Source organism: Hydrogenophaga sp. (assembly GCF_022844385.1).
GTDB lineage: Bacteria > Pseudomonadota > Gammaproteobacteria > Burkholderiales > Burkholderiaceae_C > Hydrogenophaga.
This window is the reverse complement of record NZ_JALHLX010000098.1, coordinates 1-13,569: the sequence shown is the minus strand read 5'-3', so window position 1 is coordinate 13,569 and position 13,569 is coordinate 1. Positions and strand designations below refer to the sequence as shown.

Sequence of the window (13,569 nt, the reverse complement as noted above, 5' to 3'; positions counted from 1 at the left end):
ACGATACCGGGCGTGCGGCCGGTGTTGCGGAGACGGCGGCTCGCACCCGTACCCTGCTTGGCGCGCTCAAAAGCGACGAATTGCATAACTGACTCCTGTGGAGGGGTTCCGCGACCAGAACGCCTCTGTTTCGAAAGAGCGACCTCCACCATGGAGGTCACCCGCTTTTTGCTGCCTTCAGAGCCTCTTAGAAGAGGTTGTCCTGATCGGCAAACAAACTCATGACCGACTCGCCCGAAGCAATGCGCGCGATGGTTTCGGCCATCAGCGGTGCTACGGAGAGTTGGCGGATCTTGGCGCAGGCCTGGGCTGCTTGCGACAAGGGAATCGTGTTGGTGACCACCACCTCGTCGAGGGCGCTGCCCTTGGCGATGCGCTCGATGGCCGGGCCCGAGAAGATCGGGTGGGTGCAATACGCGTAAACGTGTTTGGCGCCGCGCTCCTTGAGCACCTCGGCGGCTTTGACCAGCGTGCCGGCGGTGTCGATCATGTCGTCCATGATCACGCAGTTGCGGCCGTCGATGTCGCCGATCACGTGCATGACTTCCGACACGTTGGCCTTGGGCCGGCGCTTGTCGATGATGGCCATGTCGCAGTTGAGCTGCTTGGCCAGCGCGCGGGCGCGCACCACACCGCCCACGTCGGGCGAGACCACCAGCAGGTCGGGGTAGTTTTTCTGGCGCAGGTCGCCCAGCAGCACGGGCGAGGCGTAGATGTTGTCCACCGGGATGTCGAAGAAGCCCTGGATCTGGTCGGCGTGCAGGTCCATGGTCAACACCCGGTTCACGCCCACGGCGGTCAGCATGTTGGCAACGACCTTGGCCGAGATCGGCACACGGCCGGAACGCGGGCGGCGGTCCTGGCGGGCGTAGCCGAAGTAGGGGATGACGGCCGAGATGCTCACAGCCGATGCGCGCTTGAGCGCGTCGACCATGATGATGAGTTCCATCAGGTTCTCGTTGGTCGGCGAGCAGGTGGACTGGATCACGAACACGTGGCGCGCACGCACGTTCTGGGTGATCTCGACCGTGACTTCACCGTCGGAGAAACGCCCCACATTGGCCGCACCGAGCTGGGTGCCCAGATGCTGTGCGATCTCTGCGGCCAACACCGGATTGGCGTTGCCGGTGAAGATCATGAAATCCGGCGGCTGAACTTGCATGGGGTTCCCAGCTGTTTGAACGACGGCCCAGATGGATCGCCGTCAAAAAATGGCCGTTCGTGGAACGGCCGGTTGGGTACGTGATGTGATGAAAACGGTGGCAGGGGAGGAAGGACTCGAACCCTCGCATGCTGGAATCAAAATCCAGTGCCTTTACCAACTTGGCGACTCCCCTACGCAGGCGATCTGTTCAACGTAAAGCCGGACAGACCACCAAAAAACCTTGTCGCAGGTTGCGCAACCACTGCCTGGGCTGAACGCTTGCCGATTCTAATCGGAGCACCAGTCGAGCAATGGATGAACATCCATGTTGCTGCACTCACGAACCGTCCAGTCGCCCGGGGCGGTGGTCAGTTGCATGGCGTGCGGCATCTGCGCAAACACCGCCGTGCCCGATCCGGTCATGCGCCCCTGCAAACCCTGGTCTTGCAACCACTGAATGCAGCGCCCCACGTCAGGGCACAGCGCCTGCGCCACGGGTTGAAGATCGTTGTGTCCGAAAGCCAGGATTTTCTGGATATCGACCACCCCAATCGCTTGGGCATCTTCTCGCGAGTCGTTTGCAGCAAAGCCTTGGATTGTAGCAGTTTTTGTGTCCCGTTTGAGTTCAGGCGCGCTGAAGATTCGTTGGGTGGACGCCCCGCCGGGGGGCTTGACCACCACAAAACGCGCAGAGGGCAGCGCCAGGGGCGTGAGCTGTTCTCCCACGCCCTCGACCCAGGCGTGGCGCCCGCCGATGAAGAAGGGCACGTCTGCGCCCAGTGTGAGACCGATGGCCGAGAGTTGTGATCGCGACAGGCCCAGCCCCCAGAGGCGGTTGAGCGCGAGCAGGGTGGTGGCCGCGTCCGATGAGCCGCCGCCCATGCCCGCTTCGGCCGGGAGGTGCTTTTCAAGTGCGATGTGCACGCCGTGGGTGCAGCCGGTGGCGGCCTGCAAAGCACGGGCAGCTCGCACCGAAAGGTCTTCGGCCGGCAGCGACCCCGGCGTGAGGTCTTCGCGGCTGATGTGGCCGTCCACACGAAAGTCGAAATGCAGCCGGTCACACCAGTCGATCAACATGAAGACGGACTGCAGCAGGTGGTAGCCATTGTCCCGCCGCCCGGTGATGTGCAGAAACAGGTTCAGCTTGGCGGGCGCCGGCACATCCAGCAGGCGACGCAAGCGGGTCCCCGGCGTCATGGTTGCACGACGACCCGAAGTTCGGCTGTGGGCACTGGGGAAGTGCGGCGAGCCGTGATGCGCCCTTCGGGTTGGCGGGTCAGGTCGGCCTGCCAGCCCGGCACCTCGCCTGCCTGTCCGCGCAGCCATCCAAAGAGGGCGGCCACCGGTACCGGGGTGCCGCTGAGTTCGGTGGTGAGCTCGTCCAGGCTGCCCCGGCGGGTGACCTGACCGCCCTGGCGCATTTCGGCGCTGCCGGGGAGCCAGATTACGGTGGCGAGAGATGTACCCAATGGCGAGGTGAGTTGCAACTCACCCGCGTCCGGTGTGCCGCGCAGTTCAAAGCCCGCCGAAAAGGACTGGGGAGGATCGCTCTGCACGGTCATGGCCAAACGGCCACTCCAGAGCTCTTCACCTGGCTGGACGGCGCGTTGCGGGGTGGCGCAGGCGGAGAGCATCGCCACGGTGACCAGCAAGGCTGTCCACCTCATGGCTTGACGCGCAGGCGTTTGAGCGTTCCTTGCAGGGTCTCGTTGTCGGCCGACAGCATCAGTCCCTCCCGCCAGATCTTGAGGGCTTCTTCACGCTGGCCTTTCACCCACAGCACTTCGCCCAGATGCGCTGCGATTTCCGGGTCCGGGCGTTTGCCATAGGCGGCTTGCAGGATCTCGAGCGCGCGGGCTGTGTTGCCCAGACGGAATTCGACCCATCCCAGGCTGTCCTGGATGTAGGCGTCGCCGGGCGCCAGCTCCACCGCCTTCTCGATCAAGCGCTTGGCTTCCGGCAAGCGCTCGTTGCGGTCGGCCAGCGAATAGCCCAAGGCGTTGTAGGCGTGGTGGAAGTCGGGCTTGGCGGCGATCAGTGCGCGCAGCAACACCTCCATGTCGGCAGGCTTGCCCGCCTTCTCGGCCATCATGGCCTGGTCGTAGCGCAGATCGGCCTCATCGGGGAATCGCGCCACGGCTTCGCCATAGACCTCGTAGGCTTCTTTCCAGGCCTTGAAGTCGCGCAACAACTGCGCCTCGGCCACCAGCTTCAGGCGCGCGTCTTCGGGACGCCGCTCGGGTTGGCTGCGCAACAAGGCCCGGGCCTGTGGCATCTGGCCTTGGCGGGCCAGGAGCGATGCGCGGCGCATTTGCGCCGCCATGATCTCGTCGGCGTTTTCTATGCGGTCCAGCCAGGCATTGGCCGCAGCAAAGTCCTGACGTTTTTCCGCGATCTGCGCCATCAACAAATAGGCCTGCGTGAGGCCACGGGCCGAGCGTTCATCGCCCGCTTGCCGGGCGAGCGCCATGTATTTCTCAAGCGAAGCGGTGGCCGCTGGCAGGGCGTTTTCCTGCAGTTGCAAGGAGCCGAGCAAGAGCCAGGGCTCCGCCTGATCGGCCTGGCGTGCTGTGAGCCTTTCGAGTTGCACGCGGGCTTCCATGTTGCGCTGCGTGTCGATCAGGATCCGCGCATAGGCCAGCGCCACCGCAGTGTCGGCGGCCGTGTTGATGTTGCCGGCCTCGATTTGCTGGCGCACGATGGGTTCGGCCTGTTGCTCTCCGCGCTCCATGAGCTCCAGGGCCAGCAAGGCCGGGAAGGCAGACGCCGGCTCGGCCGTGTGGCCCAGACGCGCAGACACCAGCGCTTCGGGTAGCTGGTCCTGCGCCAGGTACATGCGGCCAATCGACGTGAAGGCCGTGGCTGCGTGGGCGGGCTGTTTGAGGTAGGGGCCAAGGGCCTCACGAACCACGGCAGCCGCCTGGTTCTTGTCGGTCACGCGCGCATAGGTCTGGGGAATCGCGTTGATGGTGTCGTTGCGATCGGCGGGCGAGGCCTCGTTCAGTATGGATTGCAGCACCGGCCCCGTTTCACCGACCCGGTTGAGTGCGAGCAGGATTTGCAGTTCGAAGCGTCGGGCCTCTGCGCTGCCGGGCAGCTCTTGTGTCCAGGCGCGCGCGGCCGCCAGCGCGGCTTCGCCGGATCTGGCCTGCAGTGCCACCTCGACAGCCCGGCGGTAAAGCAGGGGGTCTCGTTGTTTGCGCGCTGCGTCGAGGATGAACGAGTAGCCTGTGCCGGGCTCGCCCCCCCGCACATTGAGTTCACCGAGCAGCAATTGGTAGAACAGGGGCGCGTTCAGTGCCGAATTGACCACTTCGCCGGCGCCCGGGGTCGCCGCAGCGGCCGGCGCGGCCTGGTTGGGTGTGCTTTGGGCAGACACACCCCAAACGCAGACAGCTGCGGCGATGGCCAGGACCGACTGCCGCACCAACCTTGCAGGATTCGCGCAACCGAAAGTCGGCGGGCGAGCTCGCTGGGTGGACGAGCCTTCTACGCGGTGCAAGGTATTCATCGGGTCATGATAATGGAAGGTTTTCGGGGCGCAGGGGTCTGATCTGAAGACCGCACAAGCGTTCCGGATGCTGCAAAGAAAACACCGTCCCATGCCCGAACTCCCCGAAGTTGAAGTCACCCGGCGCAGCTTTGCCGACCGCATTGCGGGGGCTTCGATCCTGCGGGTGCAAATGGGTAAACCGTTGCGCTGGCCGCTGGGTTGCGAAGAGGCAGCATTGCAGGGCCGTTCGGTGGTGTCGGTGACCCGCCGCGGGAAGTATTTGCTGCTCAACCTCGATCGGGGCGTTCTCTTGCTGCACCTGGGCATGTCGGGCAGCTTGCAGTTCGACCAGGCACTCCCTGCCCGGGGTGTTCACGATCACTTCGAATTGCTGACCAGTCGAGGGACGTTGCGCTTGCACGATCCCCGGCGGTTCGGTGCGGTGGTCTATGCCGATGCGCTCGACAGCGCCACGGCCGCCAAGCTGCTGGGAGGCCTGGGTGTGGAGCCGCTGGAAGGTGGCTTTGATCCGCTCGCTTTTCACCGTGCATTGCAACTGCGCCGCTCGGCCATCAAACAGGTGTTGTTGGCCGGTGGCATTGTGGTGGGCGTGGGCAACATCTACGCGTCGGAGGCCTTGTTCATGGCCGGCATTCGGCCCACGTTGCGCGCGGATCGGCTGAGCAAGCCGCGCGCGGCGCGTCTTCACATGGCCATCGTTCAGGTGCTCACCCGCGCGGTGGCGCTGGGGGGCAGCACCTTGCGGGATTTCTCCAGCGCCGAGGGACAGTCGGGGTACTTCCAGCTGGATGCTTTTGTTTACGGCCGGGAAGGGAACCCCTGCAGGGTATGTGGTACACCCGTCAAGGCCATTCGCCAAGGGCAGCGTTCGACGTTTTTCTGCACCACTTGCCAGAAAAATTGAAGGGTGAATCGGCCCGGCTGTCGGGCATGCAGGCCGCCCGGCTTTGCGAGGGGGGCCGATGCTATATTGACCAGTGGTTACAACATCAGACCTATGAGTTTCAATCAGGAATTTGATCAGCACGGCGTGTGGCGCAAGCAGTTTGCGTTGAGGTTGCGCCTGCTTGCCGAGTGGTTGACCGACCACGACCTGATGGAGCCCGGCATCCGCGAGCGCCTCGATGGCCTGCATGCCCAGGTCAAGAACGACAAGATCATGGTGGCCTTCGTGGCCGAGTTTTCGCGCGGCAAATCGGAGCTGATCAACGCGGTTTTTTTTGCCGGCTATGGGCGCCGCATCATGCCGGCGAGCGCCGGGCGAACCACGATGTGTCCAACGGAGTTGGGGTACGACGCGGAAGTGCCTCCTTGCCTGAGGTTGTTGCCCATCGAGACGCGCCTGCAACCCCTGTCCTTGCTGGACTGGCGCAATGCCCCCGACAAGTGGGAGCGCGTTGATCTGGATGTCAACGATCCCAAACAATTGGCGCGTGCCATTCAAAAGGTGGCCGAGGTGCGGCGCGTCACGCTGGACGAAGCGCGGGGTCTGGGTTTCTGGAGCGATGAATCGCCCGAAGACAACCCGCTCACCGGCGCCGATGGCACGGTGGAAGTGCCCAAGTGGCGCCACGCACTGATCAACATGGCGCACCCGCTGCTCAAACAGGGTCTGGTGATCCTGGACACGCCTGGTCTCAACGCCATTGGTGCCGAACCCGAGCTGACCGTGAGTCTGTTGCCGCAAGCGCAGGCGGTCGTGTTCATCCTGGCGGCCGACACCGGCGTGACCAAGTCCGACCTCACCATCTGGCGCCAACACCTCTCCGTGTTGGGCGAGGGCAAAGAGTCTCGTCTGGTGGTGCTCAACAAGATCGACACCATGTGGGACGCGCTGAGCTCGCCCGAGCAAGTGCAATTGCAGATCGCATCGCAGCGCACCGACTCCGCCGAGATTCTGGGTCTCTCGCCGCGCCAGGTGCTGGCCGTGTCGGCCCAGAAGGGCTTGCTGGCCAAGGTCAATCGCGACAAGAAGTTGCTTGAGGCCAGCAACCTGATGGAGCTGGAAACGGCCCTGGGCGTGGACCTGCTGGGCCAGCGGCGCAAGATCCTGAGCGCGGCGGTGGCCACCGGCATCCAGTCCTTGCGGGTGGAGACCACGCGCATGGTGCACACGCGCTCGCGCGATCTGGTTGAACAAATCCAGGAGCTGGAAGGCTTGCGCGGCAAAAACGCCGGCGTGATCAAGCAGATGCGCTTGCGCATCGAGCAGGAGCAGGCCGATTTCGACGCCAGCGGCGCCAAGATCCAGGCGGTGCGCTCAGTGCACTTGCGTTTGCTCAAAGACCTGTTTGCCATGTTGAGCTCCACGCACCTCAAGGCCGAGGTGGCGGTGTTGTCCAAGGCGCTTCGGCAGCCAGGCATCAAGCTGGGCGTGCGCCGTGCGTACGACCACACCTTTGACCGGTTGCGCGCCGACATGTCCAAAGCCGACGGCATGGCGGGCGACATCCAGTCCATGCTGGAAGGCAGCTTCAAGAGCCTGAACGCCGAGTACGGCTTCTCCTTGCAGGCACCCACGTCCCCTCAACTGGCCCAGTATGTGAAAGACCTCGACCTGATCGAGAAGAGCCACCTGCAGTACCTGAGCCTGGGCAATGCGCTCAAGCTGGCGAATCCCGAATTTGCGGAACGCCTGGCGCGCGCGCTCATGAGCCGCTTGAGGGTCGTGTACGACACCGCGGTCAACGAGGTCGAGCTGTGGAACAAATCGGCGGCTGCACAGCTCGATGCCCAGCTGCGTGAGCGCCGTCGCAACTTCACCCGGCGCATTGAAGCGGTCTCGCGCATCCAGCAAGCGGCGGGCGGTCTTGACGAGCGCATCCGCGAGCTGCAGACCCATCAGGCCAAGCTCAATCTGCTGGATACCAAGCTGTCCGAACTGACCGACCACCTGCTGGCCGCGCCCGACGAAGAGCCCGCCGAAGCCCTGGCGGCATGAGGGGTGTCGGTGGCCCGAGCGGCGATCTGCCTTCCACCTTTGCACCCCTGCTGATCGACTGGCAGCGCCGCGCCGGGCGCAGCGGCATGCCTTGGCAGGGCAGTCGTGATCCCTACCGCGTGTGGCTGTCCGAGGTCATGCTGCAGCAGACCCAGGTTGGCACCGTGCTGGGCTATTACGCGCGGTTTCTGGAACGTTTTCCCACTGTGCGCGCGCTGGCCGCCGCTGAAGGCGACGAGGTCATGGCCTTGTGGAGTGGACTGGGCTACTACAGCCGCGCGCGCAACCTGCACCGCTGCGCACAAGCAGTGGTGGAGCAGCACGGTGGTGAATTTCCTTCAACAGCCGCCGGGCTCGAGACCTTGCCCGGTATTGGCGCTTCCACCGCCGCCGCCATCGCATCGTTCTGTTTCGGTGAACGTGTGTCCATCGTGGATGGCAATGTGCGCAGGGTGCTCACACGCTTGCTCGCGTTCGAGGACGATCTGGCGCAGACAAAACCCCAGCGCAGGTTGTGGGAGCTGGCCCAGGCGCTGTTGCCGACCCATCCATCGGCCGACGATATGACGGCTTACACACAAGGGCTCATGGACCTGGGTGCGACCGTGTGCACCCGCAGCCGTCCGGCCTGCGGGCAGTGCCCCATGCAGGGCATTTGCCGGGGCCACCAGACGGGGGATCCGCAGCGTTTTCCTGTGAAGACCCGCACCTTGAAGCGGCGCCACGAAAGCTGGTGGTTGCTGCTGGTGAGGCTCTCCGAAGGGCCGGAGCGCGTCTGGCTGCAGCGCCGGCCCGCCAGTGGCATCTGGGCCGGTTTGTATTGCCCGCCGGTGTTTGAAAGCGAGCAGGCTGCCTGCGCTGGCTTGCCTTCAGCCTGGCTGGGTCGGCTGGTCGCACTGGACGCGGTCTCGCACAGCCTCACCCATCGTGAATTGCGGCTGCACCCCTTGCTGCTGGAACTCAGGTCAGAGCCCTTGCCCGGCGAACTGCCTCCAGGACAGTGGGTGGACGCTATGCGCCTGGGCCAGCACGGCTTGCCTGCGCCAGTGAAGCTCCTGTTGCAGACTGTGTGGACGCCCGACCTGTTTGCGCAGCCTTAAACGCCAGGCACCATCGGCGTGGGCCAGCTGTCGGCTTCCCGGTGTCTGACCCGCGTTGACCAGTCCGCGCCAAACACCCGCGCGAGCTGCTCTACCAGATACACCGACCGGTGCTGTCCGCCCGTGCAGCCAATGGCCACGGTCACATAGCTGCGGTGATCGCGCAGCATCTGCGGCAGCCAGTGCGCCAGGAAGTCGGTGATTTGCCGCTCCATCTGCTGAACCTCGGGCTGCGCCTCCAGGTAGGCCGCCACGGCCGCGTCTCGGCCGGTCAGAGGCTTGAGGTGAGGCTCGTAGTGCGGGTTGGCGAGCATGCGCACATCAAACACAAAGTCGGCGTCCATCGGAATGCCGCGCTTGAATGCAAACGACTCGAACACCAGCGTGAGCGGGGCTTGCGTGGCACCCAGCAGGTCCTTGATCTGGCTGCGCAGGTGCGTGGGCCGGATCAGGCTGGTGTCGAGCACCAGCGCCTGGTCGCGCAGTTCGGCGAGCAGGTCGCGCTCTTGTTCGATGGCGTCTGTGAGGGCCCGGTGCTGGTCATTGAATTGTTTGAGCGAGAGCGGATGCAGGCGCCGGGTTTCCGAGAAACGGCGCACCAACGTGTCGGTGGTCGCGTCGAGGAAAACCGTGGTCAGGTGGACCGGGCGCTGTGCGTGGTGCTGCAACCGGGCCAGCCGTTTGGGCAGCCCGGGCAAGGAGCCTGCACTGCGCACGTCCATGGCAATGGCCACCTTGCTGGCCTTGTGGCTTTGTTCGAGTTCGATGAAGGACTCGAGCAACTCGGGCGGCAGGTTGTCCACACAATAGAAACCCACGTCTTCCAGGGCGGTGAGCGCGACCGACTTGCCCGAGCCGGACATGCCGGTGATCAGCACCAGATGGATCGGGGTTTCGTTCGTGGCAGCCATGGCGGTTGGAGCGCTCACGCGGAGAGGAGTTCGCGGGCGTGGGCCAGCGAGATTTCCGACTTCTCGCTGCCGCCCAGCATGCGCGCGAGTTCGATCACGCGCGCCTCGTGCCCGATGGGCGTGACCGTGCTCAGCGTTTGCCGGCCCACCATCTGTTTGCTCACCAGCAGGTGGTGGTCGGCGCAGGCCGCCACCTGGGGCAGGTGGGTCACGGCCAGCACCTGACGGTCGCGCCCGAGCTGGCGCAACAGTTGACCCACGGTATGCGCCACGGCGCCACCAATACCGGAATCCACCTCGTCGAAAATCAAGGTGGGTGCCTGTCCGAGCCGGCTGGTGACCACCGAGATGGCCAGCGCAATGCGCGAGAGTTCCCCCCCCGAGGCTACCTTGCCCACCGGTTTGGGAGTAGCGCCGGCATGGCCCGCCACGCGAAACTCCACCTGTTCCCAACCGTGGGCCTGGGGTTCTTCGAGTCGTTGCAAGGCCACTTCAAACACGCCGCCCTGCATGCCCAGGGTCTGCATGCTTTGCGTCACCGCCTTCGACAGCTTGGGTGCTGCCTTCTGGCGTTCCTTGGTGATGCCCAGCAGTTCGGCGTTGAAGGCCTTCCAGGCCGAGCGCTCGGCTTGCTGCAAGGCGTTGAGGTCCAGTGCCTGGTCGATGGCGGCGAGCTCACGTTTCCACTGCGCGAGCACATCGGCCAGCTCATCCGGACTGCGGCGGTAACGGCGCGCCAGCGACACCCATTGCGCCAGGCGCTGGTCCAGCTCTTCCAGGCTGGCGGGGTCCTGGTCGGTGTGGCGCGCGTACTGGTGCAGGTTGTGCACAGTGTCCTGCACCTGGGCCAGCGCGGCCTCCAGCGCGGCGATCCCGTCCGCAAACCGGGGCTCGATGTGCGCCTGCGCCTGCAGTGCCGTGAGTGCACGGTGGATCAGTGCCGCGGCGTTCGATTCTTCGTCGTCGAGCGCAGTGACGGCGGCTTGCGCGGCGTTCAGCAGGCCTTGCGCATTGGCCAGGCGGCTGTGCTGCGTGTTGAGTTCTTCCCACTCGCCTGGCAGGGGAGCGAGTTTGTCGAGCTCGGCGATCTGCCAGGCGAGCCGTTCGCTCTCCTGCTGCAGTGTGTTTTGTCTTTCTGTGGCGTTGTCCAGCGTTTTGCGTTGCTGGCGCCACCGGCCCCAGGCCTGCATGGCCGCGGCGGTGCTGATGCCGGCGTAGGCGTCGAGCAGGTCGCGCACGGCTTCTGCCCGCGTGAGGCTCTGCCAGGCATGTTGGCCGTGGATGTCGACCAGACCATCGGCCAGGGACTTGAGCTGCGCCATGGTGGCGGCGCTGCCATTGATCCAGGCGCGGCTGCGGCCCTCGGTGTCCACCGTGCGGCGCAGCAGCAGGCTGTCTTCGACCGGGAAACCTTGTTCTTCCAGCCAGGGTGTGACAGAGGCGGGTGCGTCGAACTCGGCGGCGATTTCGCAGCGTGCGGCGCCTTCGCGCACCACGCCACTCTCGGCCCGGGCGCCCAGCGCCAGTTGAAGCGCGTCGATCAGGATCGATTTTCCCGCGCCGGTCTCGCCCGTGAGCACACCGAAGCCTCGGTCCAGTTCCAGGTCGAGGGACTGCACAATGACGAAGTCGCGCAGGGCAATGCGGCGGAGGCTCATGTCGGGGTGTGTGAGGTTGGGGACAGGATGGATTCTGCCGGGTCCTCAGACACCTTCGTTCCAGTGGAGCTTTTTGCGCAAGGTATCAAAGTAACTCCAGCCCACCGGGTGCAGCAGGCGAAGGGCATGCTCGGAGCGGCGCACCACGATGCGGTCACCGTGCAGCAGGCTGGTGAAAGACTGCATGTCGAAATTGGCGCTGGCCTCCTTGCCCGAGACAATTTCCATGGCGATCTCGCTGTGCCCGGGCAACACCACCGGCCGGTTGGACAAGGTATGTGGCGCGATCGGCACCATCAGCCAGCCGCCGATGGCCGGGTGCAGCAGAGGGCCGCCAGCTGAGAGCGCGTAGGCGGTGGAGCCGGTGGGCGAGGCAATGATCAGACCGTCAGCGCGCTGGTTGGCCACAAAGTGCCCGTCCACCTCCACCCGAAGTTCGATCATGCTGGCCGCACCACCGCGGTTGACCACCACGTCATTGAGTGCGGTGGCCTCGAACACGCAGCGGCCGTCGCGCCACACGCCTGCTGCCATCAACGAACGTGGGTCATCCTCGAACGCGCCGCGAAGGATGGGGCGTAGCTTGTCGCGAAAGTCTTCAAACGGAATGTCGGTGATAAAACCCAGGCGCCCCTGGTTGATGCCAACCAGCGGCACGCCGTAGCGCGCCAGCTGGCGGCCGATGCCCAGCATGGTGCCATCGCCACCCACCACCAGCGCCAGATCGCAGTGTTGACCCATCTCAGGCACGGTGAGCGCTGGGTACTGCGTCAGGCCGGTGTTGAATGCCGTCTCTTGCTCGATCGACACGTCGCAGCCTTCGTCGTGCAGGAAGTGGGCGATCTCGTCGACCGCGTTTCGCGATCCAGGTGCATGGTATTTGCCGACGATGACCACATGCGCGAAGCGCAGGGCACGGCCCGTTTGGGTGGGGGTGGACCGTGTGTCGGGGGGCATGCTCATGCGTAAATTACAACATAGCCCGTTTGTGGTGGATTGCCCGAAAACCCTCGCCCACAAACGGTACTGTGCAGCGGTCTCTCCGTAAAATGAAACGATGTTGGATGACCGCGCGAAGCTGCTGCTCAAAACCCTCGTCGAGCGTTACATCGCCGACGGCCAGCCTGTGGGTTCGCGCACGTTGGCTCGCGCAGCCGGCATGGAGTTGTCGCCAGCCACCATCCGCAACGTGATGAGCGACCTCGAAGAACTCGGCCTGATCGCCAGCCCGCACACCTCTGCCGGACGCATTCCGACAGCGCGCGGCTACCGGATGTTTGTCGACACCATGCTCACCGTGCGCCGCGAAGGCTTGTCGCCCGTGAACGAGATGACGGCGCCAGGCATCGAGGCCGGCCAGCCGCACCGCGTCATCAGCCACGCGGCCAACATGCTCTCCAGCCTGTCGCAGTTCGTGGGCGTGATCACGGCCCCGCGCCGCGCCTCGGTGTTCCGGCACATCGAATTCCTGAGCCTGTCGGATCGCCGCGTTTTGGTCATCATCGTTTCGCCCGAGGGCGAGGTGCAGAACCGCATCATCCACACGCAGGCCACATTCACCCAGTCGCAGCTGCTTGAAGCCGCCAACTTCCTCAACAGTCACTATTCGGGGCTGACCATGGAGGCGGTGCGAGAACGGCTGAAGCACGAAGTCGACGCCTTGCGCGGCGAGATCGCCGACCTCATGAAAGTCGCGGTGGACATCGGCGCCGAGGGGGACGCGGCGCAAGACGAGGTGGTGGTGTCGGGTGAACGCAACCTGCTGTCGGTGACCGAGTTTTCCAGCGACATGGGCAACCTGCGCCGCATGTTTGATCTCTTCGAGCAGAAGACCCAACTCATCCGCCTGCTTGATGTGTCGGCCCAGGCCGACGGTGTGCGCATTTACATCGGCGGAGAAAGCCAGGTGGTGCCCTATGAAGACCTGTCGGTCGTGACCGCGCCCTACGAGGTCGATGGTCAGATCGTCGGCACGCTGGGCGTGATCGGCCCGCAGCGCATGCCTTACGAGCGCATGATCCAGATCGTGGACGTGACGGCCAAGCTGGTAGGCAACGCACTGAGCCACAACAAGTAACCAGCGAGACGGCTCGGGGCGACCCCTACAATCCTTCTGCGCAGGGCCGTTAGCTCAGTTGGTTAGAGCAGAGGACTCATAATCCTTTGGTCGTTGGTTCAAGTCCAACACGGCCTACCAAAAATTGCTGCTATAATTCGAGGCTTCGCGGCTGTAGCTCAGTTGGATAGAGTACTTGGCTACGAACCAAGGGGTCGTGGGTTCAATTCCTGCCAGCCGCACCA

11 protein-coding genes and 3 tRNA genes are annotated in these 13,569 nt (G+C 64.4%); 6 read left to right on the top strand and 8 right to left on the bottom strand.

The genetic code is table 11. The features are described from left to right. Positions 1-187 precede the first annotated feature (187 nt). The 5 genes from Q0C59_RS14635 to Q0C59_RS14615 all read right to left on the bottom strand — a co-directional run bounded on the left by Q0C59_RS14635 (position 188) and on the right by Q0C59_RS14615 (position 4,523). Positions 188-1,162, bottom strand: coding sequence for a ribose-phosphate pyrophosphokinase (locus Q0C59_RS14635; protein WP_056269363.1), 975 nt, complete (start codon positions 1,160-1,162; stop codon positions 188-190). Between the two features lie 98 nt (positions 1,163-1,260). Then, positions 1,261-1,337 (bottom strand) — tRNA-Gln (locus Q0C59_RS14630). Positions 1,338-1,432: 95 nt separating this feature from the next. Beyond that, positions 1,433-2,323, bottom strand: coding sequence for a 4-(cytidine 5'-diphospho)-2-C-methyl-D-erythritol kinase (ispE, locus tag Q0C59_RS14625; RefSeq protein ID WP_291216679.1), 891 nt, complete (start codon positions 2,321-2,323; stop codon positions 1,433-1,435). Between the two features lie 14 nt (positions 2,324-2,337). Beyond that, entirely contained in the window at positions 2,338-2,796 is a 459-nt protein-coding gene (locus Q0C59_RS14620; RefSeq protein WP_291216674.1) for a lipoprotein insertase outer membrane protein LolB, read from the bottom strand. An 11-nt stretch (positions 2,797-2,807) separates the two neighbouring features. Next, the gene (locus Q0C59_RS14615) at positions 2,808-4,523 is read right to left on the bottom strand and encodes a tetratricopeptide repeat protein (protein ID WP_291216673.1); all 1,716 of its coding nucleotides are present in this window, start codon (positions 4,521-4,523) and stop codon (positions 2,808-2,810) included. Positions 4,524-4,746: 223 nt separating this feature from the next. Between Q0C59_RS14615 and mutM the strand changes: the two genes are divergently transcribed. The 3 genes from mutM (at position 4,747) to mutY (ending at position 8,699) form a co-directional block, all read left to right on the top strand. Next, complete coding sequence (gene mutM / locus Q0C59_RS14610; protein ID WP_291216672.1) at positions 4,747-5,562, top strand: bifunctional DNA-formamidopyrimidine glycosylase/DNA-(apurinic or apyrimidinic site) lyase; 816 nt, start codon at positions 4,747-4,749, stop codon at positions 5,560-5,562. Between the two features lie 93 nt (positions 5,563-5,655). Beyond that, positions 5,656-7,599 (top strand): dynamin family protein, encoded by a 1,944-nt coding sequence (locus tag Q0C59_RS14605; RefSeq protein ID WP_291216669.1) that lies wholly within the window; start codon positions 5,656-5,658, stop codon positions 7,597-7,599. After that, a complete protein-coding gene (gene mutY, locus Q0C59_RS14600) occupies positions 7,596-8,699 on the top strand; it encodes an A/G-specific adenine glycosylase (protein WP_291216667.1) in 1,104 nt (367 codons plus the stop codon). Before Q0C59_RS14605 ends, mutY begins: the two co-directional genes overlap by 4 nt. Here the strand turns inward: mutY and rapZ are convergent. Genes rapZ through Q0C59_RS14585 form a run of 3 tightly spaced genes read right to left on the bottom strand, consistent with a single transcriptional unit; the run spans position 8,696 to position 12,231 of the window. Next, positions 8,696-9,610 (bottom strand): RNase adapter RapZ, encoded by a 915-nt coding sequence (gene rapZ / locus Q0C59_RS14595; RefSeq protein WP_291216678.1) that lies wholly within the window; start codon positions 9,608-9,610, stop codon positions 8,696-8,698. The two genes, mutY and rapZ, sit on opposite strands and share 4 nt — an antisense overlap. A gap of 14 nt (positions 9,611-9,624) precedes the next feature. Continuing rightward, positions 9,625-11,268: a DNA repair protein RecN gene (gene recN / locus Q0C59_RS14590; RefSeq protein WP_291216666.1), complete on the bottom strand. Its 1,644-nt coding sequence runs from the start codon at positions 11,266-11,268 to the stop codon at positions 9,625-9,627. 45 nt (positions 11,269-11,313) lie between these two features. Further along, positions 11,314-12,231 (bottom strand): NAD kinase, encoded by a 918-nt coding sequence (locus tag Q0C59_RS14585; RefSeq protein ID WP_291216665.1) that lies wholly within the window; start codon positions 12,229-12,231, stop codon positions 11,314-11,316. Between the two features lie 94 nt (positions 12,232-12,325). Between Q0C59_RS14585 and hrcA the strand changes: the two genes are divergently transcribed. The 3 genes from hrcA (at position 12,326) to Q0C59_RS14570 (ending at position 13,569) form a co-directional block, all read left to right on the top strand. Continuing rightward, positions 12,326-13,345 carry a heat-inducible transcriptional repressor HrcA gene (hrcA, locus tag Q0C59_RS14580; RefSeq protein WP_291216663.1) on the top strand — a complete coding sequence of 340 codons (1,020 nt, stop codon included), beginning with the start codon at positions 12,326-12,328 and terminating at the stop codon, positions 13,343-13,345. A 43-nt stretch (positions 13,346-13,388) separates the two neighbouring features. Next, positions 13,389-13,465, top strand: a tRNA-Ile gene (locus Q0C59_RS14575). A 27-nt stretch (positions 13,466-13,492) separates the two neighbouring features. Further along, positions 13,493-13,569, top strand: a tRNA-Arg gene (locus Q0C59_RS14570).